This is a genomic window from Streptomyces sp. 8N616, assembly GCF_052246385.1.
Classification (GTDB): Bacteria; Actinomycetota; Actinomycetes; order Streptomycetales; family Streptomycetaceae; genus Streptomyces.
This window is the reverse complement of the sequence record NZ_JBQQBY010000022.1, coordinates 25,793-42,859: the sequence shown is the minus strand read 5'-3', so window position 1 is coordinate 42,859 and position 17,067 is coordinate 25,793. Positions and strand designations below refer to the sequence as shown.

Here is a 17,067-nt window from a genome sequence, read left to right as displayed (position 1 = left end):
GGCAGCAGCCGGAACGCGAGAGTGCCGACCGTGTCCATGATGACGTCGAAGGCGCCCAGTTCGCGCAGTTCGGGCGGGCCGGGGCCTCCCACCCCGTGGGAGCCCCCGGCCCGTGTCGGCGGGTGGATCAGGGGGTCAGAGCCTGGCCGAGGTGGGCACCCGCCGGGGTGCCCAGGCTCGTACGGGTGTAGTAGACGCCGTTGGTCGTCGAGACGCCAGAACTGCCGCTGTCCAGCTGCAGGATCACGCCGTCGCCTGCGTCCTCGCCGTCCACGCCGATCGCCAGGTCCGCGCGGCCCCAGCCGGACAGATCGTGCAGGACCACGGCGGAGCCGAGGCGGTCGCCGGACTCGCTGGAGCCGGTGATGCCCGAGGTGTCCTGCGAGTAGGCGAGAGCGCCGGTGCCGGTCAGACCGGTGGAGGAGCCCTTCAGCAGCAGGACCTGGCCCGCGTTGGTACGGGCCGTGCCGTCGAGGGTCAGGTCCTCGCCGGGCGCGCCCGCGAGGACGTCCGCGTGGCCGTCCGCGTTCATGTCGCCGACGGAGACGGAGTAGCCCAGGTCGTCACCGGTCTCGGCCGCGCCGGGGACGCCGCTGGTGTCCTGGTGGACCGTGGTGCGGCCGGTGGTGGTCAGACCGCTCGCCGAGCCGTAGTACGCGGTGACCTGGCCACCCTTGTAGGCGGCGGACTCCGTGGCGTACGGCTGGCCGACGACCGCGTCCGCGTAGCCGTCGCCGTTGACGTCACCGGCCGCCACGGACCGGCCGCCCTTGGCGCCGAGGATGCCGACGCGCTGCAGCCCGCTCGCCGAGCCCTTGAGGACCAGGACGCGGGCGGCCTTGCCCGGGTCGCGGAAGTTGACCGCGGCGTCGGCGTAGCCGTCCCGGTTGAAGTCGCCGCTCGCCACGTCCACATGGCTTACGGCGGCGGTGTACGCGGTGCTGTTCAGCAGGCCGGACTTGGCCGCGCCGCTCTTGCCGTCGTACGACCACCAGCGGCCGGGCGCACCCGGGGCGACGGACAGGACGTCCGCCTTGCCGTCGCTGTTGAAGTCGGCGACGGTGACGGCCGCGCCGAGCTTCTCGCCGCTCGCGCGGGTCGCGGTCGCGGTCGTGTACGTCGCGCCGTTGGCCAGCGCAGGACCGTAGAGGACGGTCACCGAGCCGGAGTCGGTGTGCCCCGTGGTGTCGTCCTCGCCCGGGGCGCCGACGGCGAGGTCGGCGTAGCCGTCGCCGTTCACATCGCCGAAGGCGTTGTCCGCGCCGAAGTTGTCACCGGCCTCGGACGTGCCGGGGACGCCGGCGCTGGACTGGGTGTACGTCTTCCTGGCGGAGGCGACCGGGCCGTCCACACCACCCGGCACGACCGTGAGCGAGCCCACGCCTCCGGAGGTCTGCGGGGTGCCGGCGACCAGGTCGGCGACACCGTCCTGGTGGAGGTCTGCGGTGGCCGGGGCCGCGTTCACCGCCTTGCTCGCCGCGTACGTACGGATGGCCGGGAGCTTCGCGTAGAGGTTGGCGCCCGGGCACTCGGTGGCGTATCCGTCGCGGTGGCCCGAGATCTGGTACAGCGTCGCCTGGTCGCCCTTCTTCCAGACGCCGGTGTCACCGGCCGCGGTAAGCGTGACCTTGCCGAGCGGGTCGCCGCCGTACTGCCCGAGCTTCCATGCGGCGACGCGGGCCACGCTTTCGAGGGCGGCCTTGGACGGCTTTCCGGCGGTCGACTGGTAGTCGCCGAGGACGGCGATGCCGGTGGAGTAGCTGTTGAAGCCGTAGGTGTGCGCGCCCATGACCGGCAGGTCGACGCCGCCGGAGCGACCCTCGAAGACCGTGCCGCACTTGTCGACGAGGAAGTTGTAGCCCAGGTCGTTCCAGCCGTTGGACTTCACGTGGTACGTGAGGATGGCGCGGACGAGAGCGGGCGAGTCGGCGCAGCTGTAGTTGTTCGCGTCCACGGTGTGGTGGACGAAGACCGCCTGCACCTTCTCGATGTACGTGTTCGGGTCCTCGACCAGTGACTCGTCCGCGCCCCACTGGGCGCGGCCGACGATCGGCGGGCGGGTGACCGTGGACGGCGGAGCCGTGGGCACGGTCGCGGTCGGCGACGGGCTCGTGCTCGCGCTCGTGCTCGGCGAGGCCGAATCCGTCGGCGAGGCCGACTCGCCCGGGGAGCCCGGGGCGGACTCCGAAGGGGAGCCGGACGCCGTGGGCGGCACCGGGTCCGTGGGCGTGGGGGCCCCGCTGGGCTCGGCCGTCGGCGGCTCGCTGACCGGCGGCTCGCTGACCGGCGCCGAGTCCGCAGGCGAGGCGGTCGGGGTGTCCTCGGTGAGGGCCACGGGCGCGGCGGCGAGTGAGCCCTTCCCCGCGGGCCCCTTCCCCGGATCGCCCGGGTCCACCATGTCCAGCCGCAGGTCCTTCGGGAGCTCCGGGGTCGCGTCGCCGTCGGCGACGACCCGCGCCTCGACGGCGTCGGAAGCCCCGACCCACATGGGCTCCGAAGCGCCGCGCACCCGGGACTTCTTCCCCTCCGCGCTCTCCGGCGCGTGCGCGTCGAACTCCAGGTTCCGCCAGTCCGTCCACTCACCCGTCTCGCTGCTGCGGGTGCGTACCTGCGCGGTGCCGTCGATCTTCGCCCTGGCGCTCGGCCAGGAGATGCCGAGCAACGAGAACGGCTCGGTGTCGGTCCGGGGCAGAGTCTGCTTCCCGGCGTCCGCGCCCTTGAGCGCGGCGCTGTGCACCTCGGCCGGCCGGGCCCTGCGGTCGGCGGCCGGGTCGTCCGCAGGATCGGCGATGGCGACCGTGACCGCCCCCGCGCCCCCGAGCACCACGGCCCCGATCGTCAGCCACGTCCGCCGCTTCAGGCCCAGCGGCTTGTACGCATGTCTTGTACGCGGGCTCAATGCCCCACCCCTCAAATGAGTCAACTTGAGGCCCACCCGCTCGGGGGCGGCCTGCCGTACCCAGCGCATAGGCCGCGCGAAACATCACACCTGCTGCGCGGTTGGCCGGCGGGTGCGTCGGGCCGAAGTCCCCAACCGGCCCCGCAGATGTGATGGTTGGCCGTCATCACGCGCTCTGTCCGATGGGGAGCGCAAGCCGCTGTCCCACGGGAGGCGTGGGCGCGCCGACCGGTCGTCAGTGGACTGAAGGGGCGAGCCATGGGTGAGCAGCAGCAGGGACGGACGCCTGGCGCGGGGCAGATGCGCGGCTACACGACGGGAGTGGTGCGCGCACTCACCGCGCGCAGCCGCCTGCCACTGGACTACTCGATCGCAAGCCTGCGCATCGTTGACTTCATCATCGACGGGCTGCGGCGCGGGGGGCGCTCGCGCGAGGAGATCGGTGTGACCCTGCACGGCCTCGGCGCGTACGTCGGCGAGGTGCTGGTACGAAGAGCCGGCGCCGTGTGGGTGGACTTCGATGAGCACCAGCGCGCCCTCTTCGCCCAGTCAGTGGGCGTCAGGATGCCCGACGGCCGCGTGTGGAACCCGCTCGGCAGGGTGGTCAACCGGTTCGTCCTCGGGCCCGAGGAGTCGCTGCAGAAGTTCTCCTTCCTCCTGCACGGTCGCTCTCAGGACACCGATGCCCGGGAAGCGAGGTGCGGCTCGTGACGGCGGACGGTTCCGCCCTGGGGCTGCCGGACGGCTGGTCCCGGCGGCGGGGTGATGCGGCGGTATGCCGTGCACACCCGCGAGTGGGCGCTTCTGGTCGTTCTGGTGGGACTGAAGAGGCAAAATATTCGAACTGCTGTGACATTTACGTGGGCGTTCACGCTGTGTGAAGTGGAGCCGTTTCCCTACGGGGGAGACGGCTCCAGGGGGCATGGGCACGATGAACGGTGCCGAGTCGGTGTGAAGAGGACAGTGTGGTCACGGGTGGGGGACAACGCCGAGGGGTGCACCAGCGTGATGACGGTGAGCTCGGCGCAGCCGTAGAGCGCGCTCAGGCGGGGGACGAGCAGGCGTTCGCGGCCCTCTACCGGCAGCTCCACCCGAGGCTGCTCGGCTACGTTCGCGGGCTGGTCGGCGAGGACGCGGAGGACGTGGCCGCGGAGGCGTGGCTGGAGATCGCCCGCGATCTGCGCAGATTCCGCGGCGACGGCGACGGGTTCCGCGGCTGGACCGCCACCATCGCCCGGCACCGCGCCCTGGACCACCTGCGCCGCCGGCGCAGCCGCCCGCGCGCCACGGTGCTCGAGCAGGACGTGCTCGAACTGCCGGGTGGTCAGGACACCGAGCGCGATGCCCTCGAGTCGCTGTCGACCGAGCGCGCACTCGCTCTCGTGGCCGGGCTGCCGCGGGATCAGGCGGAGGCGGTGCTGCTGCGGGTGGTGGTGGGCCTTGACGGTCCGACGACGGCGCGTGTGCTGGGCAAACGCCCCGGAGCGGTCCGTACCGCCTCGTACCGCGGGCTGAAGCGGCTGGCCCGGCTGCTGGGCGGCCACGAACCGCAGCCCGGAGCACCGCCGTCGACGGCGGTACCACCGTCGACGGCCTCTGTGACGTCTTCTGCGCCGGGAACGCTTCAGGATGTGGGATGAGCAAGAACCGAGACCGTGACAGGCGCGAGCTGGACCGGCGGACGGCCGAGCGGCTGCTGCGCCGCCAACGGACGCCGAGGGCGTCGTCCGGCGACTTCCCGGACGACGCAGGGACGTCGCCCATCGCTGCGCTCGACCGGTTGCTCGCGGCAGCCGCCGAGCCGCCGGCAGCCGACCCCGAGGCCGCTCGGGTCCGGCAGGAAGCCGCTCTGGCGGCGTTCCGGGCCGCCCAGCGGACAGATGCTGGTGCGGTGCCCCGGCCCCAGGACGACTGGCGGCGGTCCCGCCGCGGCGGCGTCGCCGTGCCCGGAGCCCGCACCGCCCGCGTATCACGTTCCGCGAAGGCTCTGACCGGAGCGCTCGTCGCCGCTGTGGCGCTCGGCGGCGTGGCGGTGGCCGCCGGGACCGGGGCGATCCCCGACCCCTTCGGGACAGCGGACAGCGGTTCGCGGCCGACACCGGCCCGCAGCGCGCCCGCGGACCCGTCCGGTGAAACGGGACCGGGAGGGACCGCTCAAGCGCCCACCCCGGGCGGCAACGGCGTCGATGGGCCGACAGCGGGCGATCCGGCCCCGGGAACATCGAAGAAGCAGGCGGCGGTGGGCATGTGCCGCGCCTACCGGGCCGCGGCCGAGAGCGGCGACGCCCTGAACTCCGAGGCCTTCGGGCGGCTGGCGGACGCGGCCGGCGGCGAGCGCGCGGTCGACGGCTACTGCGCCAAGCTGCTGCGGGAGGACCGGGAGCGGCGAGGGAAGCCGGAAGAGCGGGCGAAGCCCGAGAACTCCGAATCGGCTGGGAAGCAGCCGAAGGAGGACGAGGTCGAGGCGACCGAGACATCCGAGCCGCCCGAGTCACCCGGGACGGAGACCTCACTGCCGCTCCTGGACGCTCAGCGAGACCAGGAGTCCGTCAAGGAAAGGACCGATTGACTTCCGTGCCGCAGGACGATCCGCCGCGCAAGCAGGACGCCGTTGGCCGGATCGTTATGCATGACCAATGGTGCAAGTGCGCCATAAAGGGACTGATGGGGCTGCAGGTGGCTTGACCTGCAGTGCAGGCTCGCTGGAAGCTGAGCCGCCGCCTCCCCACCTCCCTTCTGCCATCAAGAAGTTGGTATGCCCATGCGCACCCTCTCTTCGGCATGTGCGGTGACGGCGGCCGCAGCGGCTTCGCTGCTGCTCGGCCCGGCCGCGTACGCGACCCCTCCCGGTGACAACGGGACGGTGAAGATTCACGACGCCGAGACCGGCGAGGAACTCCGCAGGAACGAGCCCCACGTCTGTTCCTTCTACCTCGACGCGTTCGGCTTCGACGGCGAGCAGCAGGTCACGTGGAAGATCGTCGAGATGCCGCCGACCGGCATCAAGGGCGACGAGGCGAGCAGCGGTGAGCTGACCCTCGACGCCGAGGGGCACGGCCGCAGCGAGGACATGACGCTGGCGGACGGCCACTACAAGCTGATCTGGAACTTCGACGGCGAGCACGGCGAGGCGAAGCACAAGGTCTTCTGGACCGCGTGCGAGGACGATGACGAGCAGACCGGTGGTGACACGGGCGGCAAGCCGTCCGAGAAGCCGGGCGGCGAGTCGTCGCAGGAGCCCACCGCCGAGCCCTCGGCCTCGGACGCTTCGGCGTCCCCGGCCCCGGCGCCGTCGCAGAACGGCGGCGGGGAAGACCTCGCCGAGACCGGCGCTTCGGTCGTCGGCACCTCGGTCGCGGCCGCGCTGCTGCTCGGCGCCGGTGGCGTGCTCGTCATGCGCCGCCGGAAGGCACGCGGCCAGGACTGACGCACCGGCCCCAGGCCTGACGCACTGGCAGGAGCCCCGCCACCGGCGGGGCTCCTGCTCTCGTGTGCCCTCGCGCTCTAGAAGCCGAAACCCTGGCCGTTGCTCTGGCCGTTGCTGGAGCCGAAGTTCCCGTTCCCGTTTCCGTTGCCGTTCCCGCTGCCGCTGGACGCGCCGGACGCGTCGGTGGGAGAGGGCGACTGATCGCTCGGGATGTTGTCCGCGCTCGGCGTCGGGTCGCTGGGCGACGGGCTCGGGGCGGAGCGGCGGGCCGGATCCTCGGGGCGGGATGTGTCGCTCGGTTTCTTCAACGGTGTCCCGGCGGTGGGCGGGTGCGTTGCGGACGTCGTCGGTGCAGGGGCAGCCGGTGACCGGGGGGCCTTCGCCTTGTCGGCGCCTGTGCCCGGATCGGATGCGCCGGAGGGCCCCAGAACGAGGAAGCCGGTGGCGGCGGAAGCCACCAGGGCCGCCACGAGGGCGGAGGCGGCTGCGGGCGAGCGCAGGCCGCGCCCGTGCCTGCGGGGTCGTGCCGCGGCGGGCGGCCGGGACAGCGGCCGGGTTTCGCGGACTTCGTCGATCACGGGCACCGGGATGGTCTCGTCCCGGTCCGCGGCTTGGGCCCGTGCCGCGGCCGTGGCGGTGTCGTGCAGGGAGTGGCCCTGGCTCGAGGCGAGGTAACCGGTTCCGCCCCACATCAGCAGCCCCTCGGCCAGCACGAGACCTGGCCGCTCACTGAGCGCGATCAGGACGCCCAGCGCCTGCGTGCAGCCGGGGCACCCGGTCAGGTGCCGGTCCAGATCGTCGCTGCGCCGCGGATCGTCGGGGCGGGCCACGGCTTTGATGATGCGGCCGAACCCGCGGCACTGCGGGTCGTCGCTGCCCCTGAGATACGCCTGCAGGTAGGCGTCGCGCAGCGCGTCCAGGGCCCTGGACTTCACGTGAGGGATGCTCTCCGGCCGCAAGCCGAGCAGCCTTGCCACTCGGTCGTCGGGGTCTTCTTCCACGACGGTGTGCCACAGCAGCCCCTGCGTGGGCACCGGCAGGGCGCGGAAGCCGCGGAGGACCGTCGAATTCTCCTCCAGGGGCAGCGCTGCCGTCCGGTCCTGCTCGTCGGCGCGAACGTCGTCGATCCAGGTGGCGAAGCGGGGCGTGAGTTCGGCCCGCCGTGTGCCGACGGCCCAGCGGACGGCCGCGCGTTGGACGAGCAGAAGGAGGTGGTACCGCCAGGTCTCGCGGGGACTGACGCCGCTACGGATCTCACGGAGCGCCAGAGTCAGGGCTCTGGCGGCCAGGGCTTCGGCGGCGTGGTCGTGAATGCTGCAGATACGGGCGTAGGCCAGGACTGCGGGCAGGTGACGGCGGTTCAGCTCGTCCATGGCCTTGTCGCCGAGCGGAGTGCCGACGCGGACGAGCTCGATGAGTTCGGCGTCGGGCAGGTCAGCGCACATCGATCACTCCGCGGGCGGCCCGGATCGACCCGATGGATCCATGCCTGTGGGACAGGAGTGCCCCATGATGCTGGAAGAAGAGCCCCCAGGGAAGCCCTCCCCGCTCAGTCGGTGAACCCTCCCGCCTCGGGCGAGGCCCGCGGGCCCCAGGCCGTAGCCGACACCACCCACCACCCGACCGCCCGCTCTCTGCTGCACCTTCGCCTCGCCCGTGCCCAGCCGCGCTCGGCAAAGCCCACGCCTGCCACCGCTCACTGGCCACAGCCGAACAGGAAATTGCACGGACCGAAGACGAACCGTCGGCGTGGTGCTCGTGGATGTCTCCCGCCGTTATGCGGTCTGTCAAGCTGTCCCAACCTGCAAATGTCTCACGGCTTTGTTGCTGCCTGGCCGCGTGACGGAGCCGCGGACCGGTCAGCAGCAGACGGGTTTGCCAGGGGCGGGTGGCGATGATGGCTTCGGTGCGTGTTCGTCGAGTTGCCGGCGGGGCGCGGCGATAGTCGTGCTGAGGCCGCAACGGCAGGGAGGCAATAAGGCATTGCCCTCCGCCGCCTGGTTCCAGGGCGCTGAAACCATCGTGAAACCGCGCTGAATGCGCGCTGCCGCAACCTCTGCGGCATGACGTCAACGACATCGCACTCACTCGCCGTCGTGGCCAAGGGGATGCGCAAGGCCTACGGGGACAAGACGGTCCTCGAAGGCATCGACCTGGCGGTGCCGGCCGGCACCATCTTCTCCCTGCTCGGCCCGAACGGCGCAGGCAAGACCACCGCCGTCAAGATCCTCTCCACCCTCATCACCGCCGATGCCGGCGACCTGCACGTCGGCGGCCACGACCTGGCCGCCGACCCGCAGGCCGTGCGGGCCGCGATCGGCGTCACCGGGCAGTTCTCCGCGGTCGACGGCCTGATCACCGGCGAGGAGAACATGCTCCTCATGGCGGACCTGCACCACCTCTCCCGCCGCGAGGGCCGCCGCACCGCCGCCGAGCTGCTGGAGCGCTTCGACCTGGTGGAGGCCGCGAAGAAACCCGCCTCCACCTACTCCGGCGGCATGAAGCGCCGCCTCGACATCGCCATGACACTGGTCGGCAACCCGCGGATCATCTTCCTCGACGAGCCGACCACCGGCCTCGACCCGCGCAGCCGTCACAACATGTGGGGGATCATCCGCGAGCTGGTCTCCGGCGGCGTCACCGTCTTCCTCACCACCCAGTATCTGGAGGAGGCCGACGAGCTCGCCGACCGCATCGCGGTACTGAGCGACGGCGAGATCGCCGCCGAGGGGAGCGCCGAGGAGCTGAAGCGGCTCATCCCGGGCGGGCATGTGCGGCTGCGGTTCACCGACCCGTCCGCGTACCAGTCCGCCGCCGTCGCCCTGCGCGAGGTCACCAGGGACGACGAGGCGCTGTCGCTGCAGATCCCCAGCGACGGCAGCCAGCGCGAGCTGCGCTCCATCCTCGACTGGCTGGACTCGGCCGGCATCGAGGCGGACGAGCTGACCGTGCACACCCCCGACCTCGACGACGTGTTCTTCGCCCTGACCGGCGGCACCAACGTCCCCAACCAGCCCAGGGAGGCTGTCCGATGAGCGCCCTCTCCCTCGCCGTACGCGACTCGAACACGATGCTGCGCCGCAACCTGCTGCACGCGCGGCGCTACCCGTCCCTCACCCTGAACCTGCTGCTCACGCCGATCGTGCTGCTGCTGCTCTTCGTCTACATCTTCGGCGACGTGATGAGCGCGGGCATCGGCGGCGGCGGCGCGGACCGCTCCGAGTACATCGCCTATATCGTCCCGGGCATCTTGATGATGACCATCGGCGGCACCGTCGTCGGGGCCGCGGTGTCTGTCTCCATGGACATGACTGAGGGCATCATCGCCCGCTTCCGCACGATGGCGATCCACCGCGGCTCTGTGATCATCGGGCACGTCGTGGGCAGCGTGCTGCAGTCGATCGCAAGCGTGGTCCTCGTCGGCGCCGTCGCCGTGGCCATCGGTTTCAGGTCCACGGACGCCACGGCCCTGGAGTGGCTGGCGGCGTTCGGGCTGCTCGCGCTCTTCGCCATGGCGCTCACCTGGATCGCGGTCGGGATGGGACTGGCCAGCCCGAACGCCGAGGCGGCCAGCAACAATGCACTGCCGCTGATCCTCCTCCCGCTCATCTCGAGCGCCTTCATCCCGGCCGACGCGATGCCGGTCTGGTTCCAGCCGATCGCCGAGTACCAGCCGTTCACGCCGGCCATCGAGACCCTGCGCGGCCTGCTGCTCGGCAGCGAGATCGGCAACAACTGGTGGCTCGCGATCGTCTGGTGCGTGGGCCTGGCCGCGCTCGGCTACCGCTGGTCGACGACGTTGTTCAACCGCGACCCGAAGTGAGCGCGCGGGCTGCCTCCTGCAGCTCGTCCCGCTTCAGGGCTGCGTACTCCGACACCGCGTCGGCGTACGCCGCCCTGTCGGCGTCCTGCGCCGCCTGCCGGGCGCGGGCCGCCGACATCGTCGGCTGGAACTCGCGCAGCACCCGCAGCCGTTCGGCCAGCGCGATCATCCGTACGGCGGCGGCGTCGCCGGGCGCGAGCCCCGCCATGCCCAGGGCGTGCAGCACCGTCCCGATCACAGGGAGCTCCATGGGCGAGCGGGCCGGACCGGAGAGCAGCGTCCGCAGCCGCTGCCGCAGCCGATCGACCGGCTCCGCGACCAGCTCGAGACGGCCGGCGTGCGCGTGCGCCGTCACCGCCGCCGACTGGATCTGAAGCGCCCACGGGTCGAGCCAGGGGTCGCCGCTGTGCATCGAGCCGACCGCGGGCATCCGCTCCACGGCGCTGCGCCACAGGCCGAGCCCGACCTCCGTCAGTCCGCGGGCCAGCGCGATCTCGGCGCGCCCGCCGAAGTCGGGGCTGTAGAAGGCTTCCTGCTGCGGGGTGTTGTCGCGCTCCGCCTGCCGCAGCCAGTACTCGGCCTCGTCGGGGTCGCCGCGCTGGAGGCAGGCGAGGACGAGGGACGCGCGGATGAAGATGTAGTCGTGCCCGTCGCCGAGCCGCGGCAGCACCTTGAGCGCCGCCTTGAGGTGCCCGTACGCTTCCTCGCCCTGTCCCGTCCGCAAGCACAGTTCGCTCAGCCGGGAATGCCCCATGAGCTGCATGGACGGGTTGTCGACCGGAGCCAGTGCGTCGATCATCCGGCGAGCCGAGGCGAGCGCGCGGTCGATGTCGTGCTCGTACTCCCAGACGTAGGTGGCGACGCACTCGGCGATGCCTGCGACCAGCGGCTGCTCACTGTCGCTGTCGCTGTCGCAGAGTTTGTGCAGCACTTCGTAGTCGGGAGGCAGCATTTCAGGGACCGCGCTCAGCACTGCCGCGGTGGCGCGCAGCAGCGTGTCCGGCGCGGCCGGGGGCAGCCGCCGGAGGGTGACGATCTGGCGTACGGCGCGCGGGCCGTGGCCCACGAACAGGCTCGCAGTGCACAACACCGCAGCGGCGCGGGCGACTTCGACGTATTCGGGCCCGGGGTAGTAGTGCGACAGCGGCGGGCCGGTGTCTGCGGCGAGGGCGGTGAGGCGGGGGAAGTTGGCGTCGGTGGACCACAAAGAGGCGAGGACGGCCGTGAGGGCGGCGAGGGTTGGGCCGTCCGTTCGGGCCAGGGCGTGTCGCAGGGCCAGCACGAGGTTGTCCTGCTCGGCCTTGATCCGCTCCCAGGCGGCCAGCGGTTCCGAGCCGAAGAGCACGTCGTGGTGCGCGACCCCGAAGTCCCGCGCCCAGGCGAGGAACCGGCCGACGGCCTCGTCCTCCTCGCCCGCCTCCGCACGCCGGGCCGCGCTGAACTCCCGTACGGTCTCCAGCATCCGGAACCGCACGCCGGCCGGGGTGTCGGCGACGGTGATCAGCGACTGACCGGCCAACTGCTCGAGCAGGAACAGCGCATCCTCGCCAAGGACCTGCTCCGCCGCTTCGCCCAAGAAGCCGCCGGGGAAGACGGACAGCGTGCGCAGCGCCGCCCGGGCGTCATCCGCGAGCAGGTTCCAGCTCCACTCCACGACCGCGTGTAGCGTGCGGTGGCGCTCCGGCACGTCCCGCGCCCCGCCGCGCAGCAGCGCGAACCGGTCGCCGAGGCGGCGGGCGATCTCCGGCACCGACAGCACTCGCACCCGCGCCGCGGCCAGCTCCACGGCGAGCGGCAGCCCGTCGAGGTGGCGGCACAGCTCGGCCACCGCGTCCCGCGGCAGCTTCACGCCGGGCCGGGCGGCTCGGGCCCGCTGTGTGAACAGCTCGACCGAGGTGTCGAGACCGAGCTCCGGCAGCGCGTACACCGCCTCCGATGTCAGGCCCAGCGGGGCCCGGCTGGTGGCGAGCACCCGCAGGTCCTTCGAGGCCGAGACCAGAGCCTGTACGAGGTCGGCGGCGCCCCGGATGACGTGCTCGCAGTTGTCAAGGGCCAGCAGAGCGGGCCCGGAGCCGAGTACGCCGAGGATGCCGGACACCGGGTCGGACGAGGCCTGGCCACTCACGGCGCCGTGCCGCCCCTCGCCCGCGCCGAGTGCGGAGGCCACCTCCGCGGCCACGTCCGCGTCCGCGGTGACGCCGACGAGCGGCACGAAATGCATCACGCGCTGCTCGGCCCGGCGGCTGACGGCGTGCGCGAGCCGGGTCTTGCCGAGGCCGCCGGGGCCGACGACGGTGACGGCGCGAAAGGCGCGCAGCAGCCGCTGCACCGCCGCGATGTCCTCGTCCCGGCCAAGGAGTGGGTTCGGCTCGTGCGGCACGCCGTGCCTGACCACAGGTGCCTCACCGCGCAGCAGCTCCTGCTGTACGGCCTTGAGCCCGGCGCCGGGATCCGTGCCGAGCTCGTCGCGCAGCTCACGGCGGTACGCCTCGTACCGCATCAGCGCGGCGGACGGGCCTGCCGTCGCCGCCTCGCCGCGCAGCAGTTCGGCGAGCACCTCCTCGTCGCGCGGATGCTCCGAGGCGGCCACGGCCAGCGGCCCGGCCGCCTCCGCGTGCCGCCCCAGCCGGGCAAGCGCGAGCGCCTGCGCGCGTACGAGCGTGCCGCGGACGGGGGCGCGCTCGGTGCGCAACGCGGCTACGGGGTCGGTGTCGCCGGCCCCGTCAGGGGTGCCCTCCCACAGCGCGAGCCCGGCCTCGGCCGCAGCCAGCGATCCCGCGTGGTCCCCGGCCCTGGCCCGCCCCGCGCTCGCGGCGGCGTGCAGCAGCAGGGCGGAGCTGTCGACCTGATCCTCGGCGAGGGTGAGCCGGTATCCGGTCAGCGTGCTTGCGAGGACGTCGGCGCCCAGCTGCGCCCGCGCCCTGGACGCGAGGACCTGCACCGCCTTTCCCGGCCGCTCCGGCAACTCGTCCGGCAGCCACAGCCCTTCCACAAGCCGCTCGGTGCTGCAGCCCGTGCGCAAGTCGCCCGCGAGCAGCGCGAGGAGGCCGCGGAGCCGGGGCGCGGTGACCTCCTGTCCGCGATAGGCGACACGCGGCAGCAGAGTCAGGTCGGTTGTCACCCGTGCAGATTAGCCAAGGCGCCGGCCGCCCGAACTCCCGCCGCGGGCCGTACTGGCGGCCCTCACCCAAAGCGCCCGCGGCCCGGGCGGCCGCCGCAGCCGCGCCGACCGTTCCTGCACCCGCGCCATCCGATCCCGCCGCCGTGCCCGCAGTCCGCCGCGTGTCGGCCAACTCCGCCCGTAAGAGCACGTACCTGGTTGCGGGCTGCCGGCACTGCGGAAGTCCAGCGTCTTGACGCCATTGCGGCGCGCGGATCGCGCAGCGGCAGCAGGTGATCGGCGAGCGCGGCGTGTATGCAGGGCGGGCCGGGGAGCCCGATGGGAGGCCGACGGTGCAGAGTGGCCCCCGCTTGCCCGCTGCGAGTTCCTGGTGTCTGTTGGATGCCGGTCCGCAGGCGAACCGGCCTTGCACGAAAGGCGGCTCAGGACCACGCGCCGGTAGCTGCGTCCCAGGTGTGCGTGGTGACCTCGCCGGTGAGGAGGGGGTCCGCGAAGGTGGTGACCTGCCGGACCACGTCGGTGAAACGTTCGGGGTATCCGGTTGCAGCGGGGCCCTGCCGACGGCGCCAGGCGGCGTAGGAGGACTGGCGGCGCCCGGCGAGATCCGTGATCGAGGTGCTGAGGGGTTTCAGGGTGATCGCGCGGTGCGCGGCGGTGGCGGCCAGCGCCGTGGTGAGTTCTTCGCCGTCGAGGTTGTTGAGGGAGAGCAGGCGGTAGAGGTCTGCGTAGTCGCGGTCGCGGGTGTTGAGGTCGCCGAGCGCGATGGCGGTGGAGAGCTTCTCAGCGATGACAGTGGCGAGTGGGTAGCCGAAGATCTCGAAGCTTTCGGCGGCGAGCTGCTGTGGGTAGTCGATGGTCTGGGGCCCGGGGGTGATGGGATCGCCGAAACTGACGTCGAGCTGAAGCTTGAGCCGGGCGCGGGCGATCGATGCGGCCATGGTCAGGCGCAGGCCGTGGTACTCGTCCTCTTCGCGGATGGGGACGCTCTTGAGCGTTGTGGGGTCGCATACCACCCCGTCGTCGACCTCGGTGGCCGCGATCGCGGCGATTCTGTGGACTATCTCGGCCTCGTCGCCCGGGAATGACCGGCCGAGAATGTCGATATCACGCGTCATCCGGCGGGCACCGAACTGGGCGAGCAGGAGACCGCCTTTGAGAACGAAATGCTCCCGGCCGAGAGGCGACATCGCGAGGCGGTAGAGGAATCGTTCGAGTACGTACTCGATCATGACCTCGTCCGTGGAACGGCGGTTTCGGCGCGCCAGATTGCGCAGGTCGTTATAGACGCGTCCGGCGGTGGTGTCGCGTGTCGGGTTGGACATCAGGCGAGTACCGCCTCAACGGCTGGGCGGATGACGGACAGCGCATCCAACTCACGGGCGATGTACTGGAGTTCGCTGACTCCGTCGCGTCCACTGCTGCGCAGATAGCGGCCGAGGGCGGCCAGGGCGAGCGTCTCACCGAGGCGATGGCGGTGGCGCATCGCATCGACGACGCTGCGGGCGGCGCTGTAGACCGGGACCGTTTCTCCCGGCGCGGCTTGGAAGCGCTCAATGCCGAGGGCGAAGGTCTCCGCCGCGTACTGGGCGACCACGACGGGCGGATAGGAGATCGCAGGGCGGCGCGAGCCACGGGGCACGGCGATGTGCACTGCTGCGGGGATGTCGTCGATCAGCTCATGCAGAGACAGCGCGGACTCGCCGCAGACAACGGCACGAGGGGCACGTGTGCACACAGCCAGCAGGTCCGCGTGCGCGGTCTCCGGCGCGTCCGCACGCCGGTAAACACCGCGGGAGAGCTCCTCTATCGCTCCTTCCGCGACCAAGGTCGCCAGGTCGCGAGGGGATAGCGACGCCTGACGGGCCTGCGCTGTCGTAAACGTGGGGGGAAGTCCGGAGAGGCGCTGTTCCAGCCTGGGGTTCTCAGCAGAAGGCATGTATCAAATGGTACCCGTAAGGCCGCCCAAGGGGATCGAATCGATACGCCCCTTCGCTGGACCGTCGGCGGCAGCGATCTTCCAGGGCTCGCTTCGTGCTCCTGGCGCGGAGGTGGGCCGGACCAGGCCTTGGACGCTGACCGACCGGGCTGAACGCCATCGCAGCCCACGCGGGCCATGTCGCAGCCCTCATGGGCGGCGACATGCCTCACGAATGCCTCGACCCGGCAAAACAGGTGGCGCAACGTGTCCCAGAGGGGCTGATTACGGCTGGGCGGGAGCCCTGAAAGCGCTGGTCAGAGCTCTGTCGGCTGGTTGCCTCCAGGGACTCTTCAGGGACTTTCAGCTCTGCCCCAGGGACTCCTCAGGGACTGCCGCCGAGTGAGCAGGGAAGGCCCTGACAGCTGCGAAAGGTTCGAACCCGCAGGTCAGGGCCCATTTCCCTAGCACTCGATGACGTTGACCGCGAGCCCGCCCCGCGCCGTCTCCTTGTACTTGACCTTCATGTCCGCGCCCGTCTCCTTCATCGTCTTGATGACCTTGTCGAGAGAGACGTGGTGGCGGCCATCCCCCCGCAGCGCCATACGGGCCGCCGTGACGGCCTTCACCGCCGCCATGCCGTTCCGCTCGATGCACGGGATCTGGACCAGGCCGCCCACCGGGTCGCAGGTCAGCCCCAGGTTGTGCTCCATGCCGATCTCGGCGGCGTTCTCGACCTGTTCGGGAGAGCCGCCGAGGACCTCCGCGAGGCCGCCGGCGGCCATGGAGCAGGCCGAGCCGACCTCGCCCTGGCAGCCGACCTCGGCTCCGGAGATCGAGGCGTTCTGCTTGAAGAGCATGCCGATCGCGCCCGCTGCGAGGAGGAAGCGCACCACGCCCTCGTCCTCCCCGCCGCGCGAGTCCCCGCCCGGCACGAAGTTGACGTAGTAGTGCAGCACCGCGGGGATGATCCCGGCAGCGCCGTTCGTCGGGGCGGTGACGACGCGGCCGCCCGCCGCGTTCTCCTCGTTGACCGCCATCGCGTAGAGCGTGACCCACTCCGTCGCGTGGGCCGCCGGGTCGCCCTCGGCGCGCAGCTGGCGGGCCGAATTCGCGGCGCGGCGGCGGACCTTCAGGCCGCCGGGGAGGATGCCCTCGCGCGACATGCCGCGCGCGACACAGGTCTGCATCACCCGCCAGATCTCCAGCAGGCCCTCGCGGATCTCCTCCTCCGTACGCCACGCCTTCTCGTTCTCGAGCATCAGCGCGGAGATGGAGAGGCCGGTCTCGCGGGAGAGGCGCAGCAGCTCGTCGCCCGTGCGGAAGGGGTACTTGAGCACGGTGTCGTCGAGTCGGATCCGGTCCTCGCCCACCGCGTCCTCGTCGACGACGAAGCCGCCGCCCACCGAGTAGTACGTCTTCTCCAGCAGCGGAAGGCCCTCGCAGTCGTACGCGAAGAGCGTCATGCCGTTGGCGTGGTACGGCAGGGCGCGGCGGCGGTGCAGGATCAGCTGGGACGGCTCGTCGAAGTCGATCTCATGGGCCGGGCCGAGCTCCGCGGCCAGCAGCCGGATCCGCTTCGTCGTACGGATACGGGCCACCTCGTCGTCCGCCGTCTCGACGTCGACCGTGCGCGGGGAGTGCCCCTCGAGGCCGAGCAGGACGGCCTTCGGTGTGCCGTGGCCGTGGCCGGTCGCGCCGAGGGAGCCGAAGAGTTCGGCGCGGACCGAGGCCGTCTGCGTCAGCAGGCCGTCCTTCTTCAGGCGCCCCACGAACATCCGCGCCGCGCGCATCGGGCCCACCGTGTGGGAGCTGGACGGCCCTATGCCGATGGAGAAGAGGTCGAAGACGGAGATGGCCACGGGCGGGCTCCTTTGTCTGC

12 protein-coding genes are annotated in these 17,067 nt (G+C 71.7%); 6 read left to right on the top strand and 6 right to left on the bottom strand.

Annotated features, from left to right (window positions below):
* Nucleotides 1-127: 127 nt before the first annotated feature.
* Nucleotides 128-2,899, bottom strand: coding sequence for an FG-GAP-like repeat-containing protein (locus ACTWQC_RS21045; protein ID WP_443317302.1), 2,772 nt, complete (start codon nt 2,897-2,899; stop codon nt 128-130).
* Between the two features lie 258 nt (nt 2,900-3,157).
* Between ACTWQC_RS21045 and ACTWQC_RS21040 the strand changes: the two genes are divergently transcribed.
* The 4 genes from ACTWQC_RS21040 to ACTWQC_RS21025 all read left to right on the top strand — a co-directional run bounded on the left by ACTWQC_RS21040 (nt 3,158) and on the right by ACTWQC_RS21025 (nt 6,326).
* A complete protein-coding gene (locus ACTWQC_RS21040) occupies nt 3,158-3,610 on the top strand; it encodes a hypothetical protein (RefSeq protein ID WP_443317301.1) in 453 nt (150 codons plus the stop codon).
* Between the two features lie 254 nt (nt 3,611-3,864).
* Nucleotides 3,865-4,539 carry an RNA polymerase sigma factor gene (locus ACTWQC_RS21035; RefSeq protein ID WP_443317300.1) on the top strand — a complete coding sequence of 225 codons (675 nt, stop codon included), beginning with the start codon at nt 3,865-3,867 and terminating at the stop codon, nt 4,537-4,539.
* Complete coding sequence (locus ACTWQC_RS21030; RefSeq protein ID WP_443317299.1) at nt 4,536-5,468, top strand: hypothetical protein; 933 nt, start codon at nt 4,536-4,538, stop codon at nt 5,466-5,468. Before ACTWQC_RS21035 ends, ACTWQC_RS21030 begins: the two co-directional genes overlap by 4 nt.
* A 192-nt stretch (nt 5,469-5,660) precedes the next feature.
* The gene (locus tag ACTWQC_RS21025; RefSeq protein ID WP_443317366.1) at nt 5,661-6,326 is read left to right on the top strand and encodes an LPXTG cell wall anchor domain-containing protein; all 666 of its coding nucleotides are present in this window, start codon (nt 5,661-5,663) and stop codon (nt 6,324-6,326) included.
* A 77-nt stretch (nt 6,327-6,403) separates the two neighbouring features.
* On the opposite strand, the gene ACTWQC_RS21020 is transcribed toward ACTWQC_RS21025, so the two are convergent.
* Complete coding sequence (locus tag ACTWQC_RS21020) at nt 6,404-7,771, bottom strand: hypothetical protein (RefSeq protein WP_443317298.1); 1,368 nt, start codon at nt 7,769-7,771, stop codon at nt 6,404-6,406.
* 618 nt (nt 7,772-8,389) lie between these two features.
* Between ACTWQC_RS21020 and ACTWQC_RS21015 the strand changes: the two genes are divergently transcribed.
* Together ACTWQC_RS21015 and ACTWQC_RS21010 are read left to right on the top strand one after the other, a co-directional pair.
* Entirely contained in the window at nt 8,390-9,361 is a 972-nt protein-coding gene (locus ACTWQC_RS21015) for an ATP-binding cassette domain-containing protein (RefSeq protein WP_443317297.1), read from the top strand.
* Complete coding sequence (locus ACTWQC_RS21010) at nt 9,358-10,149, top strand: ABC transporter permease (protein WP_443317296.1); 792 nt, start codon at nt 9,358-9,360, stop codon at nt 10,147-10,149. Before ACTWQC_RS21015 ends, ACTWQC_RS21010 begins: the two co-directional genes overlap by 4 nt.
* Here the strand turns inward: ACTWQC_RS21010 and ACTWQC_RS21005 are convergent.
* The 4 genes from ACTWQC_RS21005 to ACTWQC_RS20990 all read right to left on the bottom strand — a co-directional run bounded on the left by ACTWQC_RS21005 (nt 10,130) and on the right by ACTWQC_RS20990 (nt 17,047).
* Nucleotides 10,130-13,270: an AfsR/SARP family transcriptional regulator gene (locus tag ACTWQC_RS21005; RefSeq protein WP_443317295.1), complete on the bottom strand. Its 3,141-nt coding sequence runs from the start codon at nt 13,268-13,270 to the stop codon at nt 10,130-10,132. The genes ACTWQC_RS21010 and ACTWQC_RS21005 overlap by 20 nt on opposite strands.
* Before the next feature lie 422 nt (nt 13,271-13,692).
* Complete coding sequence (locus ACTWQC_RS21000) at nt 13,693-14,592, bottom strand: nucleotidyl transferase AbiEii/AbiGii toxin family protein (RefSeq protein WP_443317294.1); 900 nt, start codon at nt 14,590-14,592, stop codon at nt 13,693-13,695.
* Nucleotides 14,592-15,206, bottom strand: a complete 615-nt coding sequence (locus ACTWQC_RS20995; protein WP_443317293.1) for a type IV toxin-antitoxin system AbiEi family antitoxin domain-containing protein — start codon at nt 15,204-15,206, stop codon at nt 14,592-14,594. Before ACTWQC_RS20995 ends, ACTWQC_RS21000 begins: the two co-directional genes overlap by 1 nt.
* Before the next feature lie 443 nt (nt 15,207-15,649).
* Nucleotides 15,650-17,047, bottom strand: coding sequence for an L-serine ammonia-lyase (locus ACTWQC_RS20990; protein WP_443317292.1), 1,398 nt, complete (start codon nt 17,045-17,047; stop codon nt 15,650-15,652).
* Between the last annotated feature and the right edge of the window lie 20 nt (nt 17,048-17,067).